The sequence below is a fragment of the Pseudomonadota bacterium genome (assembly GCA_039193195.1).
Classification (GTDB): domain Bacteria; phylum Pseudomonadota; class Gammaproteobacteria; order Steroidobacterales; family JBCBZW01; genus JBCBZW01.
The window spans coordinates 75,700-96,932 of record JBCCWS010000002.1 but is presented as its reverse complement, the minus strand read 5'-3'; the positions used below and the strand labels follow the sequence as shown (position 1 = coordinate 96,932).

The 21,233-nt window shown below is 65.5% G+C and carries 14 protein-coding genes; 8 read left to right on the top strand and 6 right to left on the bottom strand.

The genetic code is table 11. The features are described from left to right. Window positions 1–107 precede the first annotated feature (107 nt). From AAGA68_02655 to AAGA68_02635, 5 genes are all read right to left on the bottom strand, one after another. A complete protein-coding gene (locus AAGA68_02655) occupies window positions 108–629 on the bottom strand; it encodes a GNAT family protein (protein ID MEM9383932.1) in 522 nt (173 codons plus the stop codon). A 53-nt stretch (window positions 630–682) separates the two neighbouring features. After that, window positions 683–1,279, bottom strand: coding sequence for a hypothetical protein (locus tag AAGA68_02650; protein MEM9383931.1), 597 nt, complete (start codon window positions 1,277–1,279; stop codon window positions 683–685). A 135-nt stretch (window positions 1,280–1,414) separates the two neighbouring features. Then, entirely contained in the window at window positions 1,415–3,694 is a 2,280-nt protein-coding gene (locus AAGA68_02645) for a winged helix-turn-helix domain-containing protein (protein MEM9383930.1), read from the bottom strand. A gap of 78 nt (window positions 3,695–3,772) precedes the next feature. Then, complete coding sequence (locus AAGA68_02640; GenBank protein ID MEM9383929.1) at window positions 3,773–4,969, bottom strand: aminotransferase class V-fold PLP-dependent enzyme; 1,197 nt, start codon at window positions 4,967–4,969, stop codon at window positions 3,773–3,775. Window positions 4,970–5,044: 75 nt separating this feature from the next. Beyond that, on the bottom strand, window positions 5,045–9,370 hold the full coding sequence (locus AAGA68_02635; GenBank protein MEM9383928.1) for a serine/threonine-protein kinase: 4,326 nt from the start codon (window positions 9,368–9,370) through the stop codon (window positions 5,045–5,047). A gap of 165 nt (window positions 9,371–9,535) precedes the next feature. On the opposite strand from AAGA68_02635, the gene AAGA68_02630 reads away from it, so the two are divergent. Beyond that, complete coding sequence (locus tag AAGA68_02630) at window positions 9,536–10,507, top strand: polysaccharide deacetylase family protein (protein MEM9383927.1); 972 nt, start codon at window positions 9,536–9,538, stop codon at window positions 10,505–10,507. Next, window positions 10,507–11,241, top strand: coding sequence for a hypothetical protein (locus AAGA68_02625; GenBank protein MEM9383926.1), 735 nt, complete (start codon window positions 10,507–10,509; stop codon window positions 11,239–11,241). The genes AAGA68_02630 and AAGA68_02625 overlap by 1 nt, the downstream gene beginning before the upstream one ends. Window positions 11,242–11,246: 5 nt before the next feature. Here AAGA68_02625 and AAGA68_02620 read toward each other — a convergent pair whose 3' ends face one another. Then, complete coding sequence (locus AAGA68_02620; GenBank protein MEM9383925.1) at window positions 11,247–11,993, bottom strand: LysM peptidoglycan-binding domain-containing protein; 747 nt, start codon at window positions 11,991–11,993, stop codon at window positions 11,247–11,249. 387 nt (window positions 11,994–12,380) lie between these two features. Between AAGA68_02620 and tssJ the strand changes: the two genes are divergently transcribed. The 6 genes from tssJ to tagF all read left to right on the top strand — a co-directional run bounded on the left by tssJ (window position 12,381) and on the right by tagF (window position 21,208). Next, window positions 12,381–12,926, top strand: coding sequence for a type VI secretion system lipoprotein TssJ (gene tssJ, locus AAGA68_02615; protein ID MEM9383924.1), 546 nt, complete (start codon window positions 12,381–12,383; stop codon window positions 12,924–12,926). Further along, window positions 12,919–14,082 (top strand): FHA domain-containing protein, encoded by a 1,164-nt coding sequence (locus tag AAGA68_02610; protein ID MEM9383923.1) that lies wholly within the window; start codon window positions 12,919–12,921, stop codon window positions 14,080–14,082. The genes tssJ and AAGA68_02610 overlap by 8 nt, the downstream gene beginning before the upstream one ends. 24 nt (window positions 14,083–14,106) lie before the next feature. Further along, window positions 14,107–15,483, top strand: a complete 1,377-nt coding sequence (gene tssK / locus AAGA68_02605) for a type VI secretion system baseplate subunit TssK (GenBank protein MEM9383922.1) — start codon at window positions 14,107–14,109, stop codon at window positions 15,481–15,483. A gap of 240 nt (window positions 15,484–15,723) precedes the next feature. Then, window positions 15,724–16,932 carry a DotU/TssL family secretion system protein gene (locus tag AAGA68_02600; protein MEM9383921.1) on the top strand — a complete coding sequence of 403 codons (1,209 nt, stop codon included), beginning with the start codon at window positions 15,724–15,726 and terminating at the stop codon, window positions 16,930–16,932. Continuing rightward, entirely contained in the window at window positions 16,929–20,507 is a 3,579-nt protein-coding gene (tssM, locus tag AAGA68_02595) for a type VI secretion system membrane subunit TssM (protein MEM9383920.1), read from the top strand. The genes AAGA68_02600 and tssM overlap by 4 nt, the downstream gene beginning before the upstream one ends. Continuing rightward, entirely contained in the window at window positions 20,492–21,208 is a 717-nt protein-coding gene (tagF, locus tag AAGA68_02590; GenBank protein MEM9383919.1) for a type VI secretion system-associated protein TagF, read from the top strand. The genes tssM and tagF overlap by 16 nt, the downstream gene beginning before the upstream one ends. Window positions 21,209–21,233 lie beyond the last annotated feature (25 nt).

The following is a 21,233-nucleotide window of genomic DNA, read 5'->3' as shown; positions in this document are numbered from 1 at the left end:
ATCGCTAGACACGCGCTTGCCATCTGTTCGACGTGAGGTCGATGTCACCGACGGCGACGAACAGTACTTGTCCCAGCTCACTCAGCGCGTGGCGTGGCGGTACTTGCTCATCGCTCGTTTCCGCGGCGCTCACTGCCGGGGGCGTTGCGGGCGTAGTGCAAGATGTCGTGGAACTCGCCGAGCTTGAACACCTCCTCGGTCAGCGTGCCTTCGAGTCGATAGCCGCACTTCTCCAACACGTGCGCTGAGGCCGCGTTAGGCGCGAGCACCGGAGCAATCAAGCGGCGGTAGCCGCGCTCCTCGAAGGCCTCGCGGGTCATCGTGGAGAGCGCCCAGGTGGCGATGCCTCGTCCCCAGTAGGGTTCGCCGATCCAGTAGCCGATCTCGGCGATGTGCGAGCGCCATCCCTGTTGTGGGGTCAGTCCAACGGACCCAACCAACTGGTCGCCGATGACGATCGCTCGCGCTATCGCCTGGTTGGCGTGGGCACCTTCGCCAATCCACCAACTGGCGTCCTTCTGCGTGTATGGGTATGGGAAGGTGTCGATCAGGTAGCGCGACACCCGTAGGTTGTTGGCAAGGGCGGCAAGGCGCTGCACGTCTGACTCGCGATAGGGACGAAGTTCCATCGGCTTCTCTCTAAGGGAAGGCGGGAGCGGACAGGTCCACTCCCGCGGCTTGCTCAGTTGCGTGCGGCGTCCTCCTGCACACTCAACACGACACGTAGGGCCACGCCGTCGCTCGGATTGAACCCCAGCAGGGTCTGCTGTTGCTGACCTTCAGCGCCAGTGAAGCGCCCGGTGCCGCCCTGGATCGCGCGCTTCACCGGCACATCGATGTCGACCAACTCGTAGCCGTTGGTGAGCACGGTCTGATCGCCGAACCGTTGGCCGAGATCGAACTGCTGGTTGGTGATCACCCACGGACCGGTCAGCGTTCTGGCGCCGTCCCCTACGTGGGTACCCCAGCAGGTCCACTCGCCGAGCACCTGCTCGGGGAACTCAGGACTACCGTCCTCGAGCACCCCGTTGCAGCCCTCGTCGGTGCAGGTGAGCAGTCCCCGCGGGTAGATGTAGCCTTGGGTCGTAAACACGTTGCCGTAGGCGGGCAGGCCGTCTTCGAAGCGGTGCTCCTCATCGAAGACAAAGCGCGTGCCGTCCTCGGCGATGTCGAAGTGCAGCAACTCTCCCGTCGGGATGTTGGCAAGCGCGGGCAATGCGGTCGCCACGGCCAGAGCGGCGACGAGCGTGGGGTACAAGCGGGTGTTGAGGTGGTTCATGTGGTTGCTTCCTCGGGGTTGTGCGCGGTGCAGGGAACCGTTCCCAGCACTCGTGGCAACGATGCTGAGCCGACCCCTTGCCGGGCACCTGCGAGAAAGCTCCCATTTTCCTGAAAGTTCTCGCCCTCTTTTTTTTTATTCTAAAACAAGGCGTTGTGAGGCTCCATGGGCTTCCAGGCGATTGAGCAAACGCTGGTAGCGAGGGTCTTCTCGGAGGGCAGCTAGGGCTGGATTGGCCCGCGTTTCCCACCACCAGTGCCTACGCCATCCGCTATCGACTGCCTCGCTCAGGCGGTCGACGGCCTGCGCCAGCTCGCCCCGTTGCACGAGGATCTCCACGTCCACGCTGCCGTAGCCACAGCAGCCCAGGCGTGGGAGCTGGGGCAGTATCTGTTCGGCAGCCCGCAGTAGTCGATCGGCCTTGGTCGCCTGCCCCGCCGCCCGCAGGGCAAAGGCGAAGTCCACCGCCGTGCCGAGCGTATGGCTGTCGAGTTGCGGCGAGTCAGTGGTGAGCGAAGGGTACGTAGCGGCGTAGAGCGTTACCGCGGTGCCTGGTTCACCGCGCGCGAGCAGCACATCACGGGCCACGCGAAGCAGGATCTCGCGGGTCTCGCTGTTGCGTGCGCCGGGCAGGCGCTCACGCGCCAGATCGAACCGGGCCTGTGGATCCTCTTCCGCGTAGGTGAGCAATAGGGCTCGGGCGCGATGGGGCCAATCGGTGTCGGCGCCCAAGCGTTGCGCCTCGGACAGCCAGCGTTCAGCCTCTTGCGTATCGCCCAGATCCAAGAACAGCTCGGTGAGCAACGCGGGGGCGATCGTGTAGCCGGGATCCACTTCGAGCGCCAGCTGCTCTAGCCGTATGGCGTTGTCCAACCGCGCGAGTGCGCTCCAGTGCAGCTGCGCTGCGCGATCGATCGCGGCTCCGTAGCCGCTGTCGATTTGCATGATGTGCGCGTACTGCTCACGCGCCTCCTCGAAGCGGCCAAGCTTCTCGAGAGCGACAGCGATGGCGGTGTGGATGTTCGGCGCTAAGGGGTCCAGCTCCAGCGCCAGCCGGTGCATCGGCAGTGCTTGGTCAGAACGGCCCGTGTCGTTGTAAACGGTGGCGAGCCAGAAGTACGCCTGGGAGTAGTTTGGCGCCATCGCGATCGCTCGGCGCAGGGCTGCCTCCGCCTCGGCGATGCGTGAGAGCTCCCAGTTGAGCAGGCCGAGGGACGCGTAGGCCTCGCCCAGGTCAGGTTCGATCGCGAGAGCCCTGTCGATCGCGTTGCTCGCCTGCGCCTCCATCCGCTCTAAGGAGATGTTGCCGTAGTAGCGCAGCACGATGTGGGCGTCTGCTAAGCCCACCCAAGCGAGCGAGTAGCTAGGGTCGAGCGTCACGGCGCGGCGGAAGTCGTCGATGGCAGCGGCGATCGATGCGGTGGTGCGACGCCCGAGATTGCGCTGTCCCTCCACGTAGGCATCGTAGGCTTGGAGATTCTCGGTCGCGAAGGCAACGCGGGTGGCATGTTCACGTCGCTCGGGCAACAAGACGATGTGCATGGCCGCGGCAACCTCCGCAGCGATCTCGTCTTGCACGGCGAACAGATCCTGGGGCGAGCGATCGAAGCGCCCAGCCCACAGGCTGGTGCCATCGCGGGTGGAGATCAGTCGGGCGAGGATGCGCAAGGTGCGATCGTCGCGCTGTACGCTGCCTTCTAGGACGGCGCTGACGCCGAGCTGATTGCCGATCTCGCGCACATCCACGCCGCCGTCGCGAAACATCGCGGCCGAGCGCCTCGCGATGACCCGCAAGCCCTGCACTTTGGCGAGCACGTGAGTGAGCGTGTCTGATAGGCCTTCCGCAAACATCTCATCGCCCTGATCGGTGCTCAGTAGCTCGAAGGGGAGTACAGCGACAGCGGGCCCTACCGTCAGTGTCGGTGGGGCGGGCGTTTCAGGGGACCGTGTGACCAGCAGCGTGGTGAGCGTCACTAGCATCGCCACCCCTAATCCCGTCGCCAGCGCAGCCCTTACGCGCGAGCGCCAGGGGGTACTCGTTAGTGGCAGGGACGCCGTTGCGTCAGGATTGACCTGGGCGGTGGGCGCAAGGTGGGATGGCTGCAAGAGCAGCTTGTAGCCGCGCTTGGGGATCGTCTCGATGTACTGTGGCTGATGGCGCTTGTCACCCAGCGCTTGACGCAGGTCAGCGATCGTTCGTGTAAGGGGCTCGTCGGCGACGGCGTTCGCTCCCCACACCGCGTCGATCAGCGCATCCCGCGGAAGCACTTCGCCGGCGTGGACGGCCAGATGCACGAGCAGATCCATGGTGCGTGGGCGCAGTCGCCGCTCGCCAACGGAGCCGGTGATACGTCCCTCCAGCGGCAGCACGTGCCACTCGCCGAGCGTGAACCCTGCCTTTAGTGATTCGTCCATTGGCGCGTCGCCTCGCGCTGGGCCCTCGGTGGCCTGAGCCTGATCTTGCATCGCGCGTCTGCACGATTGCTCCGGATCTTATTCTCTGGTCAGCGCCGCGGGTAGGGCGGCAGCCAACTGCTCGTACTCGTCCAAGCAGTTGTAGACCTGGGCCGAAACACGCACGAGCCGTGCCGGCGGCGCAGGCCAGGGGACGATGGGCACCTCTATTCCGTGTTCGCCGAGGAGTGTTTCCTGTAGAGGATCCGCATACAGCAGGGATTCAGGAGGAGACGCGTTCCGGCTCGGGGGTAACGGGTGTGCGGCCATGGAACCGATCATTTGCGTCGGCGCGAGCGGTGCTCCGCCAAGGGCGTCGATCAGCACCTCTCGTGCCGCCAGGGCGAGCGAACGATTGTGCCTTCGCAAGGCCGGCCAGCCACCTGGGAGGAGTCCTCCCATGAAGCGTAGGGCTGCGGGCACGCACAGCATCGGCGTCGGATCGGAGGTGCCGATCCAGTCGAACTCGTTTCGGAAGCGGGAACGCTTGCGCGTCGGTGCGCTCGCTCCATGGCTGATAATCGCCGGTCGTACCTCGTTCTGATGCTGAGGGGCCACCCACAGGAAGCCTGCACCTTTCGGTGCACATAGCCACTTGTGGCAGTTGCCGGCGTAGTAGTCCACGTCGAGGCTGTCGAGTGCCAAGGGCACCATGCCAGGGGCATGGGCGCCATCCACCAGCACGCGCACACCTCGCTTACGCATGGCCCTTGCGATGTCATCGATGGGCAATACCAAACCTGTTTGTGAGGTGACGTGGTCGATGAGGAGAAGACAAGTCTTGTCGGTAACGGCCGTACAAAGCGTCGTTACAACCTCCTCTGTGTCTCGAAGCGGAGTGGGCAGTCTTGCAACGCGCACCTTCGCGCCGTAGCGCTCGGCCACGTAAGCGAGCGTATTGAAGCAGGCGTTGTACTCGTGATCGGTGGTGAGTAGCTCATCGCCCGGCTCGATCGGTAGTGACTGAAGCACGGCGTTCACACCCGCCGTAGCGTTGGTGACCCAGGCGAGATCAGCCGGATCACAGTGCAGGAACTGCGCCAGAGGGGCCCGCGCCTCATCGAGTAGGCCCACCAGGTCTCTAGCGAAAAACTGCACTGGTTGCCTTTCGAGGCGATCGCGTAAGGCCTGCTGTTCAGCAAGAACCGTGCGCGGGCAGGCGCCAAAGGAGCCGTGGTTGAGAAACGCTATTTCCGGTGCGAGGGTCCAGTGTGCCCGGTAGTCTGCAGCATTCATGTCTGATCTTCCTGAACGAGCGCTATGTTCGATTGCCCATCGGGCACGAGCGACCGGCTCTTTGGCGACGATGCCTCAGCAGGGATCCAGCCATGAGAGGTTGGCGGAGATGTAGCGAAACTGCGCGACGATCTCGCGCGCGGTGTCCAGCGCTTCGCATGGCGGATTGGCGCCGAGTGAGGCGATAGCATCGAGCAGAGAAAGGGCGGTCAGCGCATCCGGCAGATCCGCCTGTGCGCGCAAGATCTCACCGGTCTCCTGGCGTGCGGCCTGCTGAGCCGCGGCGTCGAAGGGGTCTATCGCTAGCTCGTCCAGCGCATCGGAGAGCCGTCGGTTGTTGCGTACGAGCGACTTGGCAGACTCGCCGGTTGTATAGGTGACCAGCTTGCTATGAGCTTTGCTGAGCGCGTCTTGGCGCCCTTGAGCGAGTTGCGCCGTGCCGGCGACCGCGTCGAGTCCTTCGCCGTTCAGCTGCCGAGCAGCCTCCTTGGCGCCGATCAGCTCACGCGCCTCGACGCGTTCGATCACGCTGCCGAAACGTTTGAGATGAACGGTGAGCACGTCGTAGACGATGACCACGGGGTCCTGACCCGTGCGTTGCGCCTCCTGTCGCAGGCCTGCGACGTCTGCCAGCAGCGTGTCGTATTGATCCAGTTCACCGGTGACCTCTAAGGTCGCGAACAACCTGTCCAAGGAGGACTGTGAGTCGCTGTCCTGGGTGGTCACGCGCTTGTCGATGTCTCGGGCTATGGCGAGGCTTGTCTTCAACGCACTCGGGAGACGCGCGAACTCTCGGGCACGTGTGGCTAGCGTGGACCCTTCACCGCGCATCCACACGTAGTCCTCCCGTTGCATTGGACCGGACGTCTGCTCAAGGAAATCGATGAACCGTTGCCCCAGGGCGCCTTGGGCGTCGTCAGCGGCTTCGATCTTGGCAACGATGCGGTAATCCTGGCGCGAGGCGCTCCAGGCCGCGCTGTCGAAGGGTGCCTGCGCTAGGCGATCGCCGGCGGAACGCAGCAGCGTTGTCAAGGTTTCCTGGCGAAGGGTGGCTAGCGCTTGCGTGCCGCTCGTGAGCAGGGCGCGCCACCGGGACGACTGGGGCAAGGCGACGCTCACCTCCACCAGCAGCGTCGATGCGCGCACATAGTCGTGGTTGTTGGCGATGCGTCGCGCTTGAGCGAGGGCACCGAGGGTGGTCTGGACGTTGTCCACGCCGCTCCAGTCGTAAGCGATCTGTGGGTTCTCACGGCGCTCGTCGAGCGTTTCGAGCTGTGCTTCAGCTGCCGCCAGTGCTGCAAGATCGATAGGTGACTTAGAGACGCTCCCGTGCACCTCATCGAGCAATGAGCGCACGAGCTTATCCGTGTCGGCCGTGGCGCTGGCGCGCCGAGCCTGAATCCTCTCACGAAGTGCACCGAGCACCCCGTCGAGTGCCAAGGCGCTGGAGTTGGCAAGCGCCTCGATGCGATCGGCTTCGGTGTCTGCTTGAAGAAAGTCACTGCGCTCGAGGGCAGTACTCGCCTCTGCAAGGGCGCCGGTGGTTTGCATCACGGCATCGAGCGAGTCCCTCGGCAGGTCCGCCAGGGTGAGTAGCTCTGCCATCTTCTCGAGCGTCTCGCGGGTCTGCTCCTGGGCACCGTTCGCGAGGGGCGATTTGCGCAGCACTTCGACCTTGCTCGCGAGTTCCTCGGTGACGTGCGCGTCTGTTTGTGCCTGCAGCCACTGACGCTGCTCGTTTGCGGCCGTCTGGTCGATGTCGAGTTCGTTGGCGGCGACGCGGGCTTCCTCCAGTGCTGCAAACGCGGTATCGAAGCGCTTCGCCTTGGCGCTGGCCAACAGACTTGTTGCGGCGTCGAGCAAGCGTTGGGCGCTGAGCGCGCGAGCGTCCTGAGCAGCAAGCGCTTGTAGCGCCTCGAGGCGTTGCCGCGCTTGCCGAGGCACATCTGGGGGGCGCCAATCGCCAAGGCTCTCCTGCAAGGCCTGAGCCCTGCGCTCTATTTCGTTCGCCGTGGCACGGTCCGTCGCGGCGGCGACGGCGCGCAGCAAGCGATCATCTTCGCTGCCGGCTCGCACGACCTCGCCACGCTGCTCGAGACTGGCGGCTGCCGCGTCGAACTCCCCGCTGCCTAGTTGGGCGCTAATCGTCGCGAGAACGTCAACTGCGCCGGCGCGTTGCTCTGCGCTGGTGATCAGAGATGGCGCAAGCTCGTGCTCTCTCACCTCAGCGATCACCTGCCTTAACGACCCGCGCGCTCGTGTGTGCACGTTCGATTCGAGGGGCGCATCGATCAACTGGCGTTCGATGTCAATGAGCGTGCGCTCCTGCTGCAAGCCTCTGAACGCCTGGGTGAGCTGGGCCCACTGAGGCTCCTCGAGGCCAGCGGCGTAGGCGCCTTCAGCGAGCGGTGCCAGCGTTTCTAGGAGCGCATCCGGTGTGGTGGCGTCGTCGTCGCCGCGGCTTAGGGCGAGTAGGGCGGCGGCGGTCTGTCGTCCGACCCGGGCGCGTGCATCTTGCGGTAGCACGCGCTGCGCTTCGGCGAAGGAGGCCTGCGCGCTCGCCAGCGCCTCGGCGTCGGCCCCCGCGCCGGCGAGTGCTGCGGTCGCCCCGCGCAGGGTTTGCTGCCCGTAGATGTTGCGTGCCTCATCGATCACGCCACGTGCCGTCCCTAGATCGACGTTGGCACCGAGGCCCATGGCAGCGGAGGTACTCTCTGCCTCCGCCACGCTCGCGAGCGCGGCTTCGTACTCGTGGGACTCGAGCTGCCGCGCTGCCTCGACAACATGCCCCGCAGTGCTGCTGGCGCTTTCAAAGCGCGCGTCCGCGGCGCCGGCGGGCTGCATGCTCGCTAGCAACTCCTCGGTAATCCCCGCCAGGTCCGCGCCCAGGCCAGTGCGCTCGAGCACCAGTCCCAGCTCGACAAGGCCTGCTTCGAAGTCGTAGTCCTCGCTGACTTGGCGCAACACCGCAGGCGGGAGGCCAGCCGGACCTAGCACCGTTTCGAGTTCGTTGAGCGTGTCACCGGCTGCGGCAACCTCGCCCGCCTGAGTGTAGCCGCGGTACTCGCCGAGCAGATCGCAGGCCGTCACCCCGGCGCGCGCCTGCGCGAGTTGGCCAGGGGTGGCTTTATCGTTCAGCTGAGTGCGCATGAAGATCTTCCGGGCATCGGCGAGGGTCTCGGTCGCGAACGGTTGCTGCGCTAGGGCGGCTCGCACCTCGTCGAGTTGCCCATCGATGCTCGGACGGCTTAGCTGCCAGCCGCCCACGATGATCGCGACTGCCACGGCGCCGAGGATTATGGGTAGGCGTTTGCGAGAGCCGCTCGTTGCAGGCTCAGCAGACGTGGCGTGGTCTGCGTTGAGGGCCGCGGTAGCTGGCCTAGTCTCGTAGGCAGTGCTCGGCGAGTTGGTAATGGTGCTCGACGCGCCCTCGAGGCCGAGGGGGCCCAGCCATTCGCCCACCGAGGCCGGCCGATCACGCATACGCAGGGCGAGCCCTGCGTCGATGCAGGCGAGCAAGTCCACGCTGTAGCCAGCTTTCCGGCCGGCCTGTAGCGCCGGCGTGTTCGGGTCAGGTTGCCCTTCCTCCAAGGTGCCGCGGCGCTTGTTCGCGGGGACGGGCGCTTGCCGCAAGGCCAGGTGATACATGGTGGCTGCAAGGCTGTAGATGTCCGTGCGCGCATCCTGGTCGAGGCCTTCGCTCTGCTCGAGCGGGGAGTAGCGAGGCGTGAACACCACGCGCGTGTGCTGGGTCACCGGTGGCTGCGCGTCGACAAGAAACGCTTGAGTGACGCCTGCTTCGTGCTTCGCAGAGCCAAAGTCGATCAGCACCGGCGTGTCGTCGCTGCGCCGGATGATCACGTTGGAGGGCGTGATGTCTCGGTGTAGCAAGTGGCTGTCGTGCATGAACTGGACGGCGGCGCCGAGCTGCAGAATCAGTTGTCGCAGGCGCTCCTCGGAGAGCTTGGTACCCGAGCTCTCCATGCTCTCGATCATCGACTCCAGGGAGTCGCCATCGATGTACTCCATCACCATGTAGGCCGTGCCCTGATGGCGGAACACGTCCTCCACCTTCACCACGTTGGCAAGGGAGCTGGCGTCGCCCTGGGTGAGGTTGAACAGGTTGGTGGCTTCGCGGAAAAAGTTGTCGAGGCCGTGCTCGAAGTCGCCGCGAAGCGACTCCGTCTCCAGGCGGATGATCGCGTCATCATCTCGGTAGGCGACGTTGCTCGGCAGGTACTCCTTGATCGCAACCAGCTTGTTTTTCAGCGTTTCATGGCGTGCAAGATAGGTGATGCCAAAGCCACCCACGCCCAACACCCGCTCGATACGGTACGACGGGAGGTCGGCGCCGGTTTGCAGCGCTCGGGAGTGACGAGTGCCGGTCTGGATCTTGCTCATGAGAGAGGGGGAGGCCGAGTCTGAAGCTAGTGGAGGACGAGGGTAGGGACGCCAGCAGTCGAAGGCAAGGCGACAGCGTCGGCTGAGCACATCGCGGCTACTTCGTGCCAGAATCCCCGCCTCGCGTCCCAGTCAAGGAGGCCACTAGCCGTGAGATGCTCAGGGGTGAATACGTCGTTGATTCGCGCCTGCCTGGCCGCTGTCGCCCTGCTCAGCGTCGCGACGGCTGCAGTCTCGGCGGTCGAGATCGGTCGCAATGATCACTTCCTCGTGGTGCTGCCCGACGCTGCAGACACCCTCGCCACGCTCGCCCAGCAGTACCTGGGCGACCCTCGGGAGGGCTGGCGCCTGAGCGCGGCAAACGACGGCGCGACCCCAGGGCTCGATCGGCCGTTCGTCGTTCCATTGAGGCCGCTCAACCCAGGCGGTATCGGACCGACGACCATCCAGTCCGTCCCCGTGCTGTGTTACCACCGCTTCGGAACTCCCAGCAGTCGCCTGACGGTGACACCAGCGCAGTTTCGCGCGCAGCTCGCTTACCTGCGCGACCATGGTTATCGGGTGGTTCACCTTGAGGAGGCGCTAGCGTTTCTCACCGGCGACGGCACCTTACCGCCGCGCTCGGTGGTGATCACCATCGACGACGGCTATCCGTCGACCTACAGCGTGGCGTTTCCGCTGCTTAGGGAGTTTGACTTTCCGGCAACGGTGTTCGTGTATAGCGACTTTGTAGGCCGCGGTGGCCTGAAGCCGGCTCAGATGACGGAGATGGCGGCCACCGGGCTCATCCGCTTCGCGCCCCATTCGAAAACCCACGCCAACTTGTCGCAGCTCATGCCTGGTGAATCGACGACAGACTATCGCCAGCGCCTGGCGGACGAGGTGGGCGAACCGGCGCAGCGGCTAGCGGCGCTGATCGATGCGCCGGTGTCTGCCTTTGCATATCCCTACGGGGCTACCACGGGCGAGGTTGTCGACCTCCTGCGCGATAGTGGCTACGCAAGCGCCTTTACGGTTCGCCGAGGGGCGAATCCATTTTTCGCGCACCCCTATCTCCTGCAGCGTTCGATGATCTACGGCGAGCATGGCTTGGACGATTTCGCTGAGAATCTGGTAGTAGAGCAGAGTTATCGCTGATGCCTCGTCCGCGGCCCGCGTCACGCCACGCTGCTGCTGTAGCGCTTCCGGTCATCGCGCTGCTGGTGATGCTCCCGGGGTGCGTGAGCGTGCCGGAGGACCCCGCGGCCGCGAGAGTGGAGGCCGCGCGGGAGAGGTTTATCGCCGAGCAGCTCTCGAGGGCCGCAGCGCACCTGGCGGGCGATGATCTGCCAGCGGCGTTGCGCAGTCTGCGGATTGCCCACGCTGTCAGTAGGGTCGGTGGTGCGCGGGAGGCGCTCGGGCGGCGAGTCGAAGAGATCGCGGGCAAACTGGCGACGCGTCAGCGCGTGTTGCTGGAGGCGGCCGAGCGTGCGTGGCAGGCCGGTGATCGCGAGCGGGCCGAACGCGAGGCCCTGGCGGCACTGGCCCTAGATCCTACCCACCCTGGGCTGCGGGCTCGCCTGCGATCCTGGCATCGTCGGTGGGCGTTGACGCGCGTAGCTGGCAGAGCGATTACGCCGCCCGCCTCGCTCGCCGTGCAGGTATCGGCGCGCGCGAGCGCCGCCCACGGCGACGAAGAGCCCACAATCCCTGACGAGCAGGCGGCTTACCTGAAGGCCACCAGTGAGGCGAGCGTGCTATTCAACGAGGCCCTCGGATTGCTGGATAGCGATCGTGAGGCGGCGGCCGCACTGTTTGAGCAGGTGCTCCAGCGAGACCCGACACATGCCGGTGCACGCGCTTACCTGTCCGTGCTGGATGGCACGAGCTAGGCGCGTCACTCGCACGTCACCTCGCGAAGGAAGAAGGCCGCTTCCTCGTTGCTAGCGTCGATCGCCAACGCCTGCCGCCACTGGGCGCGGGCGCCTGGGCAGTCCCGCTCTACCGCCTCCAACGCCTGCTCGGTGACCTGTGATGCGTAGGCGCTACCGATGCGCAGGCGTGCTTCTTGCGCGCCACGCCCCGCGCGCTGAATAAAGCGCCACGCTTGCTGAAGGTCGCCACGCTGCTCGGCGGCCAGTGCCTCTGCCAGGTAGTCGACGCTAGGGGCGCAGGCGCGTTCACCGGGAATCACGAGGCGATCGCCGGGAGTCAAGTTCTTCGGCGCATCGAGCTCGTTCGCTAAGGCGAGCGCGACGAATAGTTCGCCCCGGCCCAGGCAGTTGGCGGCGATAGAGCCGAGCGTGTCGCCGGGCTGCACCTCGTAAGGCTGGCTTCCCACCATGCCGATCGCGGCGAAGTACTCGCCGCCGAGATCGAGTTGCGAGCGCAACAAATTGGCTCGATCGTCGGCTGCGTCCACTCGTAGCGCGCACAGTGTGAGCTCGCGGGAGCGCTCCCAGGCACCACGGTCAGCCGCCTCGAGGGCGTCGGTCGTGAGCGCACGGGCAGAGTCGCCGATGGGGCAATCCAGGGTCAGGCAGTTCAGGTCGCTAGGGTTGTCGTAGCAAAAGCAACGGTTTGTCTGAGCGTTCGACGGATCCGCGCAGTAGCAGGCGTCACCGGACGCGTCAGTGGCGCACAAGCACGCGCTCGACTGCGCGCCTTGCGCTTCGCAAATGCACTGGGCGCTATCGGCGGGAGCGCAAGCTAAGGGGGTTTCTGCGGGGGGCGTTGGAGCAGTGGTGCAGCTAGCTAGGAAAATGATCAAGCTGCCAAGGCAGCCGTGCGCGAGCTTGCGCAACACCGAGCGTGCTTCCATGCTGACGGACATCCCAACCACGGCCAAAACGAGGCGGTAATATACCACTGGGCCTTACGCTTTGAATCGCGGGGCCTGGGGGCTTGGGAGCGTTGATCACGCGGTCATCCAGCGCGCATCGATGCGCCGAGAAGCAGTGTTCAGGGAGTGATGATGAGCGCAACGGATCACGCGCGCCTGAGGCCGACTGGGCGGCGCCCGCACCGCTCGATGCGACCACCGATCCCAGCTCTGGCGCCGCTGGTCGGGCTCGCGTCCGCACTTTTCGCGAGCAGCGCCCTCGCGGTTTTCGGCCTGTTCGAAAAGGATGCTTCCGTAGTACGCCTCGCGGTGACGGCGCAGGCAGACCTCAACCCCCTACCAGGCGGCGCGCCAGCCCCGGTTGCCGTGCGGATTTATCAGCTACGCAACGATCTCCCTTTCCAGGCGGCGGAATTTTGGTCGCTCTACGAGCGTTCCGCTGACACCCTGGGCGGCGATCTGGTCGCCGAGCAAGAGTTGCTGGTGCAGCCTGACTCCACTAACTTTGTCGGCCCGCTGGAAATGGCCCCAGGGGTCACCCACCTGGCGCTGTTCATCGGTTTTCGCGAGTGGCAAACCGGCACGTGGCGTGTCGTCGTGCCGACACCGAGAGAATCTAAGTTGACGCTACATGTTCACCTTAAGGGCAACGCCGTCGAGGTAGAGCCTCGCAAGCGGCGCTGGTGGCGCAAGCGCAAGCGCGAGAGCGAGCAGGGCGCGCAAGTGGATGAGTAGCAGCGCAATGGAGATTACCCTCGATCCCCGGCGCGACCGCTTTGGGCGCTCGAGCACAGGGGCGACGATCCGAATCGGTAGCGCCGGCGGTTTGCTCGGTCGCGATGCGCAGCGCTGTGACCTTGTGATCGACCTGCCGCACGTCTCGCGACAACACGCCCGCATCGTTCATTGCGGCGAGGATTTCTTCGTCGAAGACCTGGAGAGCGCGGATGGCACTGCGCTGAACGGCCAGGAGCTGGACGCGCGGCGCAAGGTCGCCCTGCGCGATGGCGACGTGCTGTCCATCGGCGATCGTGACGTCATGGTCAGGGCGGTGCCGTGGTACGAGCTCGCGATGGAACAGGGCGGACGCGCCGGAACGAGCGCTACGCAGCCTGCGCACGGCGAGTCGCCGCGAGGGGAGCTCGCGGAGGCGCCCGCGTGCGTGCCCGAGCCGCCAAGCAGCGACGGGCCACCGCCACCACCCGAGGTGGCGACGGAAACTGCTGATGCGGAGCCCCTCGGCGAAACGACCGAAGGGCCTGCGCCCGCGCCGGATCTCGATCTGGCCGTCGCCCTGCTCGGGGCCTTTGCTGACGGACTGTCGATGTCGAGGGATACCTTCGCCGTAGCGGATGCGCATCAGGCTCGCGATCGCCTGGTGCTGTGGGGCTCGGTGCTTCGCCGCTCGCTCGAGGTGATCCGCAAGGCGATGGTGGCGCAAGAGCGTTTTCGCGACGAGTACAGGATTCCCGCGCTCGCCATGGCTCGCGGCCACGTCAATCCTCTGCTCAGCCCGCAGATCGACATAGCCAGTCTCATCGATGCGTTGTTCGCTCACACGCACCGCTCCGTGAGCGATCCGCTAGCGGCCCTCGATGAGGTGGAGCGCGAGTTCTACCACCACGCGGTCGCCGTGCCGCGGGCGGTCGACGGTGCTGTGAGATCGGTCTTCGACAGCCTAGCCCCGGCGCGCATCGCCGAAGTCGCCCATGCTAGCGGTCGCACGCTCCCCGGGCCGCTGAAGAAGGCCAGCTATTGGGATCAATACCGCGAGGAATTCACTCGACAACTCGATCGCTTGAGCGAGTTCGACAACGAGTATCGACGCGCCGTTGCAAGCGCTTACGCAGGCGCTCGTGGCGATAATCGCGCGCCGGAGACTGTGCGCTGAGCATCCGGTCTAGGAGATTGAAGTTTGGCTGACAGGGATACGGTCATCTGGTCTGAGGGCTTGTTCATGCAGCCCCACCATTTGCAGCAGCACACGCGCTACCTCGAGACCCTGCTTGGGGATCTTATGCGCAACCTCGGCGGTGCCTGGGGGTTTCGCGAGGTCAGCCTGGATCGCTCAGAGCTGCCGGCGGGGTTGCTCGGGGTGTCTACAGCCTACGGCTTAATGCCCGACGGCACACCCCTCGTCGTGGATGCGGAGCATTCAGGACCGACACCTATCGATATCAGTAAGTGCGAGCGAGGCGAAGTGATCTACCTCGCCGTCGCTCCGCGAACGGGCGACCTGCAAGGTCAGTCCGTTGCCGACAGCGAGGGCGCAGAAGCCGACGTACGCTATCTGGCGCATACGGCTGATGTCATCGACAACGCCGCCGCCTTGGCCGAGGGCGAGGCCGCGCTGGCGAATGGCCGCCGCCGCCCCTCCGCCGTGCCCGTGCGTGTGGGGCGCTTGCGCAGCTGGCTCACTCGCGGCGATGCCATCCCCGACAATCGCCCGTCCCTGGCCGTGGCGCGAGTCGGCCCACGCGGCGCAGACGGATCGGTTCGCCTCGATGAGGATTTCGTACCGCCGATCACCATGGTGAACGCCTCGACGGTGCTCGACTTTTGGTTGAGAGAGCTCGTCACCCTGGCCAAGGCAAGAGCCGTGCAGCTCGAGCGACGCCTGGGCGATGTCGCCGTGGGCATCGATAGCTCGTTGGATCTGCACTGGCTGATCGCGGTGAACCGCTACGAACCGGCCCTGCGTGGATTGACGGCAACGAAGGCGCACCCCGCCGAAGCATACCGCCTACTACTGCAAATGCGCGGCGAGCTGGCGACCTTGGGCGCCTCGCCGCCGCGCCTCGCGGAAGACGGCGTCACCTACGAGCACGGAAATCCAGGCCCCGCCTTTATGGCCGTGATCGAAGAGCTGCGCGAGGTGCTAACGGCGCCCCTGTCCGACCGTCCGATCGAACTCCCGGGCACCAAGGTAGAGGAGAAGCAGACCTGGCTCTTCCCCATCAAAGATCGCGCCGTTCTCGAAGATGTGGACCTAGTGTTGGCAGCGACCGCCAGCGTCGATGAACTCTCCCTCGCGCATCTGCCCGAGCAGATGATCGTGGGCCCCGTGGAGGAGATCGACAGCCGCACCTCCGTGCTGGAGATGGAGCTGGCGCGGGTCAAGCCTCGCGGTGTGCCGACGCTGAATCGGTGGACCTATTACCTGCTGCGTGCCGAAGGTCGGGCGTGGGATGCGCTGCGCAAGGACTCAGCGGCGATCGCCTTCTTCGTCGATCGCCTTCAGCAGGACTTCCCAGAGCTTCGCTTGAGGTTCTGGGCTGTGCCGAGACGCTAGGCCGCCTCGGTCGTGACGGAGCGCGATCCCCCGAACCGAACGGTGGTGCGCAAGCAGCGGCGAACCACGGGCGCTCGCTTGCCACAACCGGGCGGGCGGCAGCTGGAGCCGCCTTCCGCGGACGATGCGAGTCCGTCACCAGTGCGTACGATCGTAGTCAAGCGAGCGCGCGATGCATCGCAAGCGCCGTCGTGGGCAGCGGCACCGGCTCGCCACCCTCGCGCGCCACAACCCACGCCGATGCCGATCGCGCACTCGCTGGCAGGGGCAAATCCGCTCCTAGACGAGGCGGCCTCCCTGCTCGCCCTCGGCGGCTACCTGCGCGGCGCTGAGCGCCCGGATGACCTGGATCAGCTGCGGATCGAGATCATCGACGCGGTGCTCGCCTATCGGGAGCGTTTGGCGACGCATTACCCGCCGTCGATCATCGACGAAGCGAGCTTCTGCCTGTGCGCCTTCCTCGACGACTGCGTGCTTCGCACGCTGTGGGGGCGCGATGCGAGTACCCAGTGGTCCGGCCAGAGCGTCTTGGCCGAGGTGCACAAGACCACCCACCTCTCGCGTCTGACCAGCAAGATCCGCGCTCAGCTGCAGCAGGGGCAGCTGGAACACGATTTACTCTCCCTGTACCACACGGTGCTCAGTCTCGGTTTCAGCGCTGAAGGTGACGGCGAGGCGATGGGGTTGCTCGCAAGCGACACCTACCGCGAGCTGCAACGCAGCGTGCCACAGGAGGCGAGCCTGAGTGCTGAAGGCGCGGTCGCCGTCGATACCGGGGAGAACCTTGAGCGCCGGCTCCCCCCTTGGGTGCCCCTCGCGATCACGGCTGCTTTGCTCACCAGTATGTTCGTTGGGCTGCAGTATCTTTTGCAGCCGACTCGCGCCCAGTATGAAGACCGCCTCGCTGCATTGACTGTCGCGCAAGGCAGACTCGGCGTGAAGGATTTCTTCCCGAACGATGGCCTGCCGCCGCCGCGGCTTGATCTGTTCCGGCTCCTGGCGCCGCAGATCGAGCGCGGCGAGGTGCAGCTGTTCATGGATGATGTGCGCGGCACGCGCATCGTGTTGAGCGCAACGCAGATGTTCGAATCCGGCAGCGCCAACCTCGCCAGCGACGTGCAGCCACTATTAGGCGCCGTGGCGCATGCCCTGCGCGAGGCCGACGGTGCGGTGATCGTGGAGGGGCACAGCGACAGTATTGGTAGCGCGGCACGCAACGAGACCCTGTCGCGCCAGCGGGCGGAGCAGGTGGTCGCCGTGTTCGGCGCGAATGCCCTGCAGCCTGAGCGCCTGCGGGCGCGAGGGGTGGCAGATCGGCGCCCGCGCGAGTGCAATGACACGCCGAGCGGCCGCGCTGCCAACCGACGGGTGGAGATTCTCCTGCCCGCCGTGGACACGGCGGACGCGCCGCTACAACAACCCCCTGCTTGCCAGGCCGGTGACGCATGAAGGCTGTGTTGCGCCTTTTGTTCAGTCGTCCTGTGCTGATCGCCCTAGGTCTGGCGCTAGTCGGGCTGGTGATCTGGCATGTCGGCAAGTCATGGCCCATCTTCCAGGCCGAAGACGATACCTACTACCGGCCATTGGCGGGAGTTTGGCCACGCGTCCTCGCGATCGCCAGCCTCTATGTGCTGTGGGGTCTGATCGTCCTCGTTCGTCACCTGGTGCGCGTGATTAATGCGGCGCGACTGAAGAAAGCACTCGCCGTAGAGGAGAACCAGGTCGACAGCCAGGTGGCGCAGATCGAACGTGCCTTTGGCGCGGCCGTTGCTGGTCTCGAGCGAGACAATCGCGGTGCGCTCACCACCTTACCGTGGTACGTGGTGTTGGGGCCGAGCGATGCTGGCAAGACCGAGCTGCTGCGGACCAGCGGCCTGGAGTTTCCTTACGAGCGTGCCAACGATCAGCAGGGTATCGGCGGCTCCCGCGGCACGCGCAACTGCAAGTGGTGGTTGGGTCGTGAGGCCGTGCTTCTAGACACCGCCGGTCGCTATGTGAAGCAAGACCAGCACCGGGAGGCGGACCAGGCCGAGTGGCAGCGCTTCCTCACTCTGCTGCGGCGATATCGAAAGCGCCAACCGATCAACGGTATCTTGGCCGTGATCAGCGCCGAAGACATCCTGGGCACCTATCAGCACGATAAGCTGGCGATGAGCGAAGAAGCCACCTTGCTGCGGGCGCGCGTGAGCGAGTTGCGGTCAGCCTTTGGCGTCGACCTTCCCGTCTACCTGGTCATCAACAAGATGGATCTGGTGGCCGGCTTCACCGAGTACTTCCGCGATCTGAACTGCACAGACCAGCGGGCCCAGGTATGGGGCTTCGATGTAGCCGATGCGGTACAGGTCGACCGTCAGCAGCTTCACAAGCATCTTGCCGACGGCTTCAGAGGGCTCACGCACCGCTTGCGTCAACGCGGTTTGCACCGCCTCTACCAGGAGCGCGAGCTGCACTACGCCGTCCCCGTGCAGGCGTTTCCATGGCAGCTGGATCACCTGTCTCGGTGCGTGACGGAGTTCACCGAGCAGGCGCTCGGGCCGGACAGCAACGGCGATCGGGCCTGGTTACGCGGCGTGTACCTCACCAGCGCCACGCAAACCGGCGCGCCCATCGACCAGCTGACCACGGAGCTCAGCCAGCTGTTCGGCATCGCCGAAGTGGAGCAGTCGAGCGCCGGGGGTGAGGGCCGAAGCTACTTCGTGCGTGATCTTCTGCGCGAGAAGGTATTCGCTGAGCGGGAGTTGGTGGGCGAGAGCCCCCATCGACGGTTCCTGAAGCGGTTTGCCCTGCGGGCGAGTATCGCGGCGTCCGTCGTCGCCGTGGTGGTCTCCAGTCTGGTGTGGCTGCTTGGCTTTCGCGCGTCAACCCAGGCGCTGAGCGAGGCTGAGGCGCTGCGGGCGCAAGCGCAGGAGTTGCTTCCGACGGGCGCCGAGCCGAGCGAGCTACTCGACTTCCTTGGGGCGGTTCAGGCACTGCGCGCTAGTGACCGAGCGCGACTGGAGGCCACCGATCCCACCCGCGCGCTAGGGATTTCCCTGGCGCCCCATCTGGAGCGTCTGTCCTCCGATCTGTACCAGGACGCGTCGGCGAACTACTTCGTGCCGTATCTCGCGGCATGGCTCTACGACTCCCTGAGCCAGCGACCCGACGGGGCGTCGTTGGCGCTAGCGCCGACCAGCCCCTGGCGCAGTACCTACGAGGAATTCGTCCTCCTGGAGTACCTCGCGGCATTTTCCGATCGGGAGCGCTTGAACGACTCAGCGCGCAAGGAGGAGCTGCTCGCTTGGTTTGCGGCCGTGTTTGACGCGGAGTTCGCGAACGACGGCGAGTTGCTGCAGGAGCTGCTCGCTCATCTGGGCTATTACGATGGCCCCCAGGCGCAGCCGCTGCCGCAGACGCCCTTCGAAGGCAGTGCCGTGCTCGCGAGTCGGGAGCGCTTCGCCGATCGAGACCCCGCACGTCTCACCTACGAGTTGCTGCGCGGCGCGACCGAGGGAGCCGTCGGCCGGGAGACCGACCTTCGCAACGCGCCGAATCCCCTGATCTTTGCCCAGGTGTTCGGTTGGGATGGCGCGGACACGCCAGCGCTGGTGATCCCTGGCTTGTTCACCCGAACGGGGCTGGAGGCGCTGCTGGAGGAGGAGAATCAGCTGCTTACCTTCGTCGACGATCACTCCTCCCGCGAGTGGGTGTTCGGGGAAGGCTACCGCCTGCCGTCCAAGCGAGAGCTCAAGGTGCGACTGACGCAGATGTACGTCGCCGACTACCTCGCCGTGTGGGAACGGGCACTCAACGTGCTTCGCGTGCGGCGCTCACCTGAGGATCGCCAACGCTCTGTGATCACTGCCTACGTGGGCCCCAACTCGCCTGTGCGCAAGCTCTTGGAGAAGGTGTACGGGCAGACCCGACTCGCGCTGCCGGAAGAGCCGAAGGCGGGAGGTGGGGGCGTCGGCAAGGCGGCGGGGCGACTCGCCAACCGCACGCGCATCGGCCGCACTATCGGTCGCCTCGGCGTGGGCAGTGGGGTTGGTGCCAACGAGGCAACCCCGAGAGAGCAGATCACCGAGCATTTCTCATCGCTCAACGGACTGATGGAAGGCACGGTCACCCAACTCGATGCCCTGCTGCGAGAGACGGCCAACGTGCTGCGCGTCTACGACGATGTGGATCAGCGCCAGCGGGTGGTGTCGGACCTCAACGTCATCGCCGAGCAGCAGCCGGCGCCGGTCAACGGCTGGACGCGGGCCCTCGTGACCAGCAGCGCCTCCGCCGTGGCCGATGCCCAGCGCCAGGAGCAAGCGGTGGCGCTCAGCGAGGCGCGGGTCGCGGCGGAGGATGAAGTCCGCGCGGGCTACCTGGCCGACGTCTGGCCCTTCTGTTCGCAGGCGGCCAACGGGCGCTTTCCCATGACCGCGAGCAGCGGGGAGGACATCAGCCTCGACGACTTTGCGCGCCTGTTCGGGGATGGGGGCGTACTCGACGCCTTCACCAGCAGCATCTTGGGGCCCTACCTCGATCGAACGGTCCGGCCCTGGCGATGGCGAACCACCGAGGAAGTGCAGGCCTTGCGCCTGCCGATCGCGTTGGCCCAAGCCATGCAGCAGGCATCGGCCATCCGCCGCACCTACTACGACCTTCCGCTCAATCTTGGGCTGCGGCTGACGGCGGCGGATGTCGATCCGCGCATCAACACCGTACGCATCGAGTTGGATGGTCAACCGGTGCGCTACCAGCGGGGCGGCCCAACGCGCAGCGTGGGAATAGAGTGGCCGCGCAGCGAAGCCAGCGGATTCACGCTGCAGCTCACCACCACCGATGATCAGCGCCTGGTGCGTCGGTGGGATGGACCATGGGCGCTGCTGCGTGCCCTCCAGGACGCGCGTGTCGTGGCTGGCCCGGGGCGCGGCGTGGTGGCTGCAACCTTCGAGATCGATGGGTATTCGGTGGGCGTCAGCCTAGACGCTCAGCGTGCGGTCAACCCGCTGGTCAACGATCAACTGACGGGGTTCCGATGCCCAGCCCTGTAGAGACGGAACCGCAGTTCGACGCCATTGCATCCTCAGGCTACGTCGGCAAGTACCCGGGTTACGCCGACTACGTCCAGCACGGCCTGCCCGTGACCGAAGTCGATCGCCTCTTCGACTGGCTCAGCAGCTACGTCGATGCCTTACAGACGCGCTGGGGCGCGCCGTGGATCGATGTCTATCTGCCGTCTCCCGTTTGGCGCTTCTGCCACCTGCCGGCCGCGGGCGATTCGGCGATTGAGCGGCGCCTCCAATTGGGGGCGATGATGCCGAGCGTCGACGCAAAGGGGCGCTACTTTCCCCTTCTTGTGTGCGTTGAACTGGTTGGTATCGCGCCGCCTATCACGACTCTCCGCCGGGCTCAGGCCTTGCTCGATGAACTCGAGGAGCGCCTCGTGCGATGCCTGCGAGAGCCTGTGATGCCCCCTGCTGAGCTTCGAGAGGCGCTGCTCGCAGCGTTCCCTATGCTAGCGAATTCGTCAGGTTATGATGCACCGACTAGGGTCGAGTCCGACGCGCATTCGCTCGCTGTACTAGACCTTGCCTTAGCAAACGGCGCAGGCGCTTGCAGCGTCTGGCAGGTAAAGCACCAGGCGGATGGATGCGAAGCGTTGGCGGCATTCGCTTGCTGGCCGACACCCGAGCAGTTCGCGGAGCTGCTGCACCCCCCCGCACAAGCTGCGGAGCAGAGCGATGCTGTTTAATGGTCGAGCTCGGCGACGGTTCCGA

Excerpts from the sequence above, each read along its gene's own strand:
- AAGA68_02655 (MEM9383932.1), bottom strand. The coding sequence starts at position 629 with ATGGAACTTCGTCCCTATCGCGAGTCAGACGTGCAGCGCCTTGCCGCC.
- AAGA68_02650 (MEM9383931.1), bottom strand. The coding sequence starts at position 1,279 with ATGAACCACCTCAACACCCGCTTGTACCCCACGCTCGTCGCCGCTCTG.
- AAGA68_02645 (MEM9383930.1), bottom strand. The coding sequence starts at position 3,694 with ATGGACGAATCACTAAAGGCAGGGTTCACGCTCGGCGAGTGGCACGTG.
- AAGA68_02640 (MEM9383929.1), bottom strand. The coding sequence starts at position 4,969 with ATGAATGCTGCAGACTACCGGGCACACTGGACCCTCGCACCGGAAATA.
- AAGA68_02635 (MEM9383928.1), bottom strand. The coding sequence starts at position 9,370 with ATGAGCAAGATCCAGACCGGCACTCGTCACTCCCGAGCGCTGCAAACC.
- AAGA68_02625 (MEM9383926.1), top strand. The coding sequence starts at position 10,507 with ATGCCTCGTCCGCGGCCCGCGTCACGCCACGCTGCTGCTGTAGCGCTT.
- tssJ (MEM9383924.1), top strand. The coding sequence starts at position 12,381 with ATGCGACCACCGATCCCAGCTCTGGCGCCGCTGGTCGGGCTCGCGTCC.
- AAGA68_02610 (MEM9383923.1), top strand. The coding sequence starts at position 12,919 with ATGAGTAGCAGCGCAATGGAGATTACCCTCGATCCCCGGCGCGACCGC.
- AAGA68_02600 (MEM9383921.1), top strand. The coding sequence starts at position 15,724 with ATGCCGATCGCGCACTCGCTGGCAGGGGCAAATCCGCTCCTAGACGAG.
- tssM (MEM9383920.1), top strand. The coding sequence starts at position 16,929 with ATGAAGGCTGTGTTGCGCCTTTTGTTCAGTCGTCCTGTGCTGATCGCC.
- tagF (MEM9383919.1), top strand. The coding sequence starts at position 20,492 with ATGCCCAGCCCTGTAGAGACGGAACCGCAGTTCGACGCCATTGCATCC.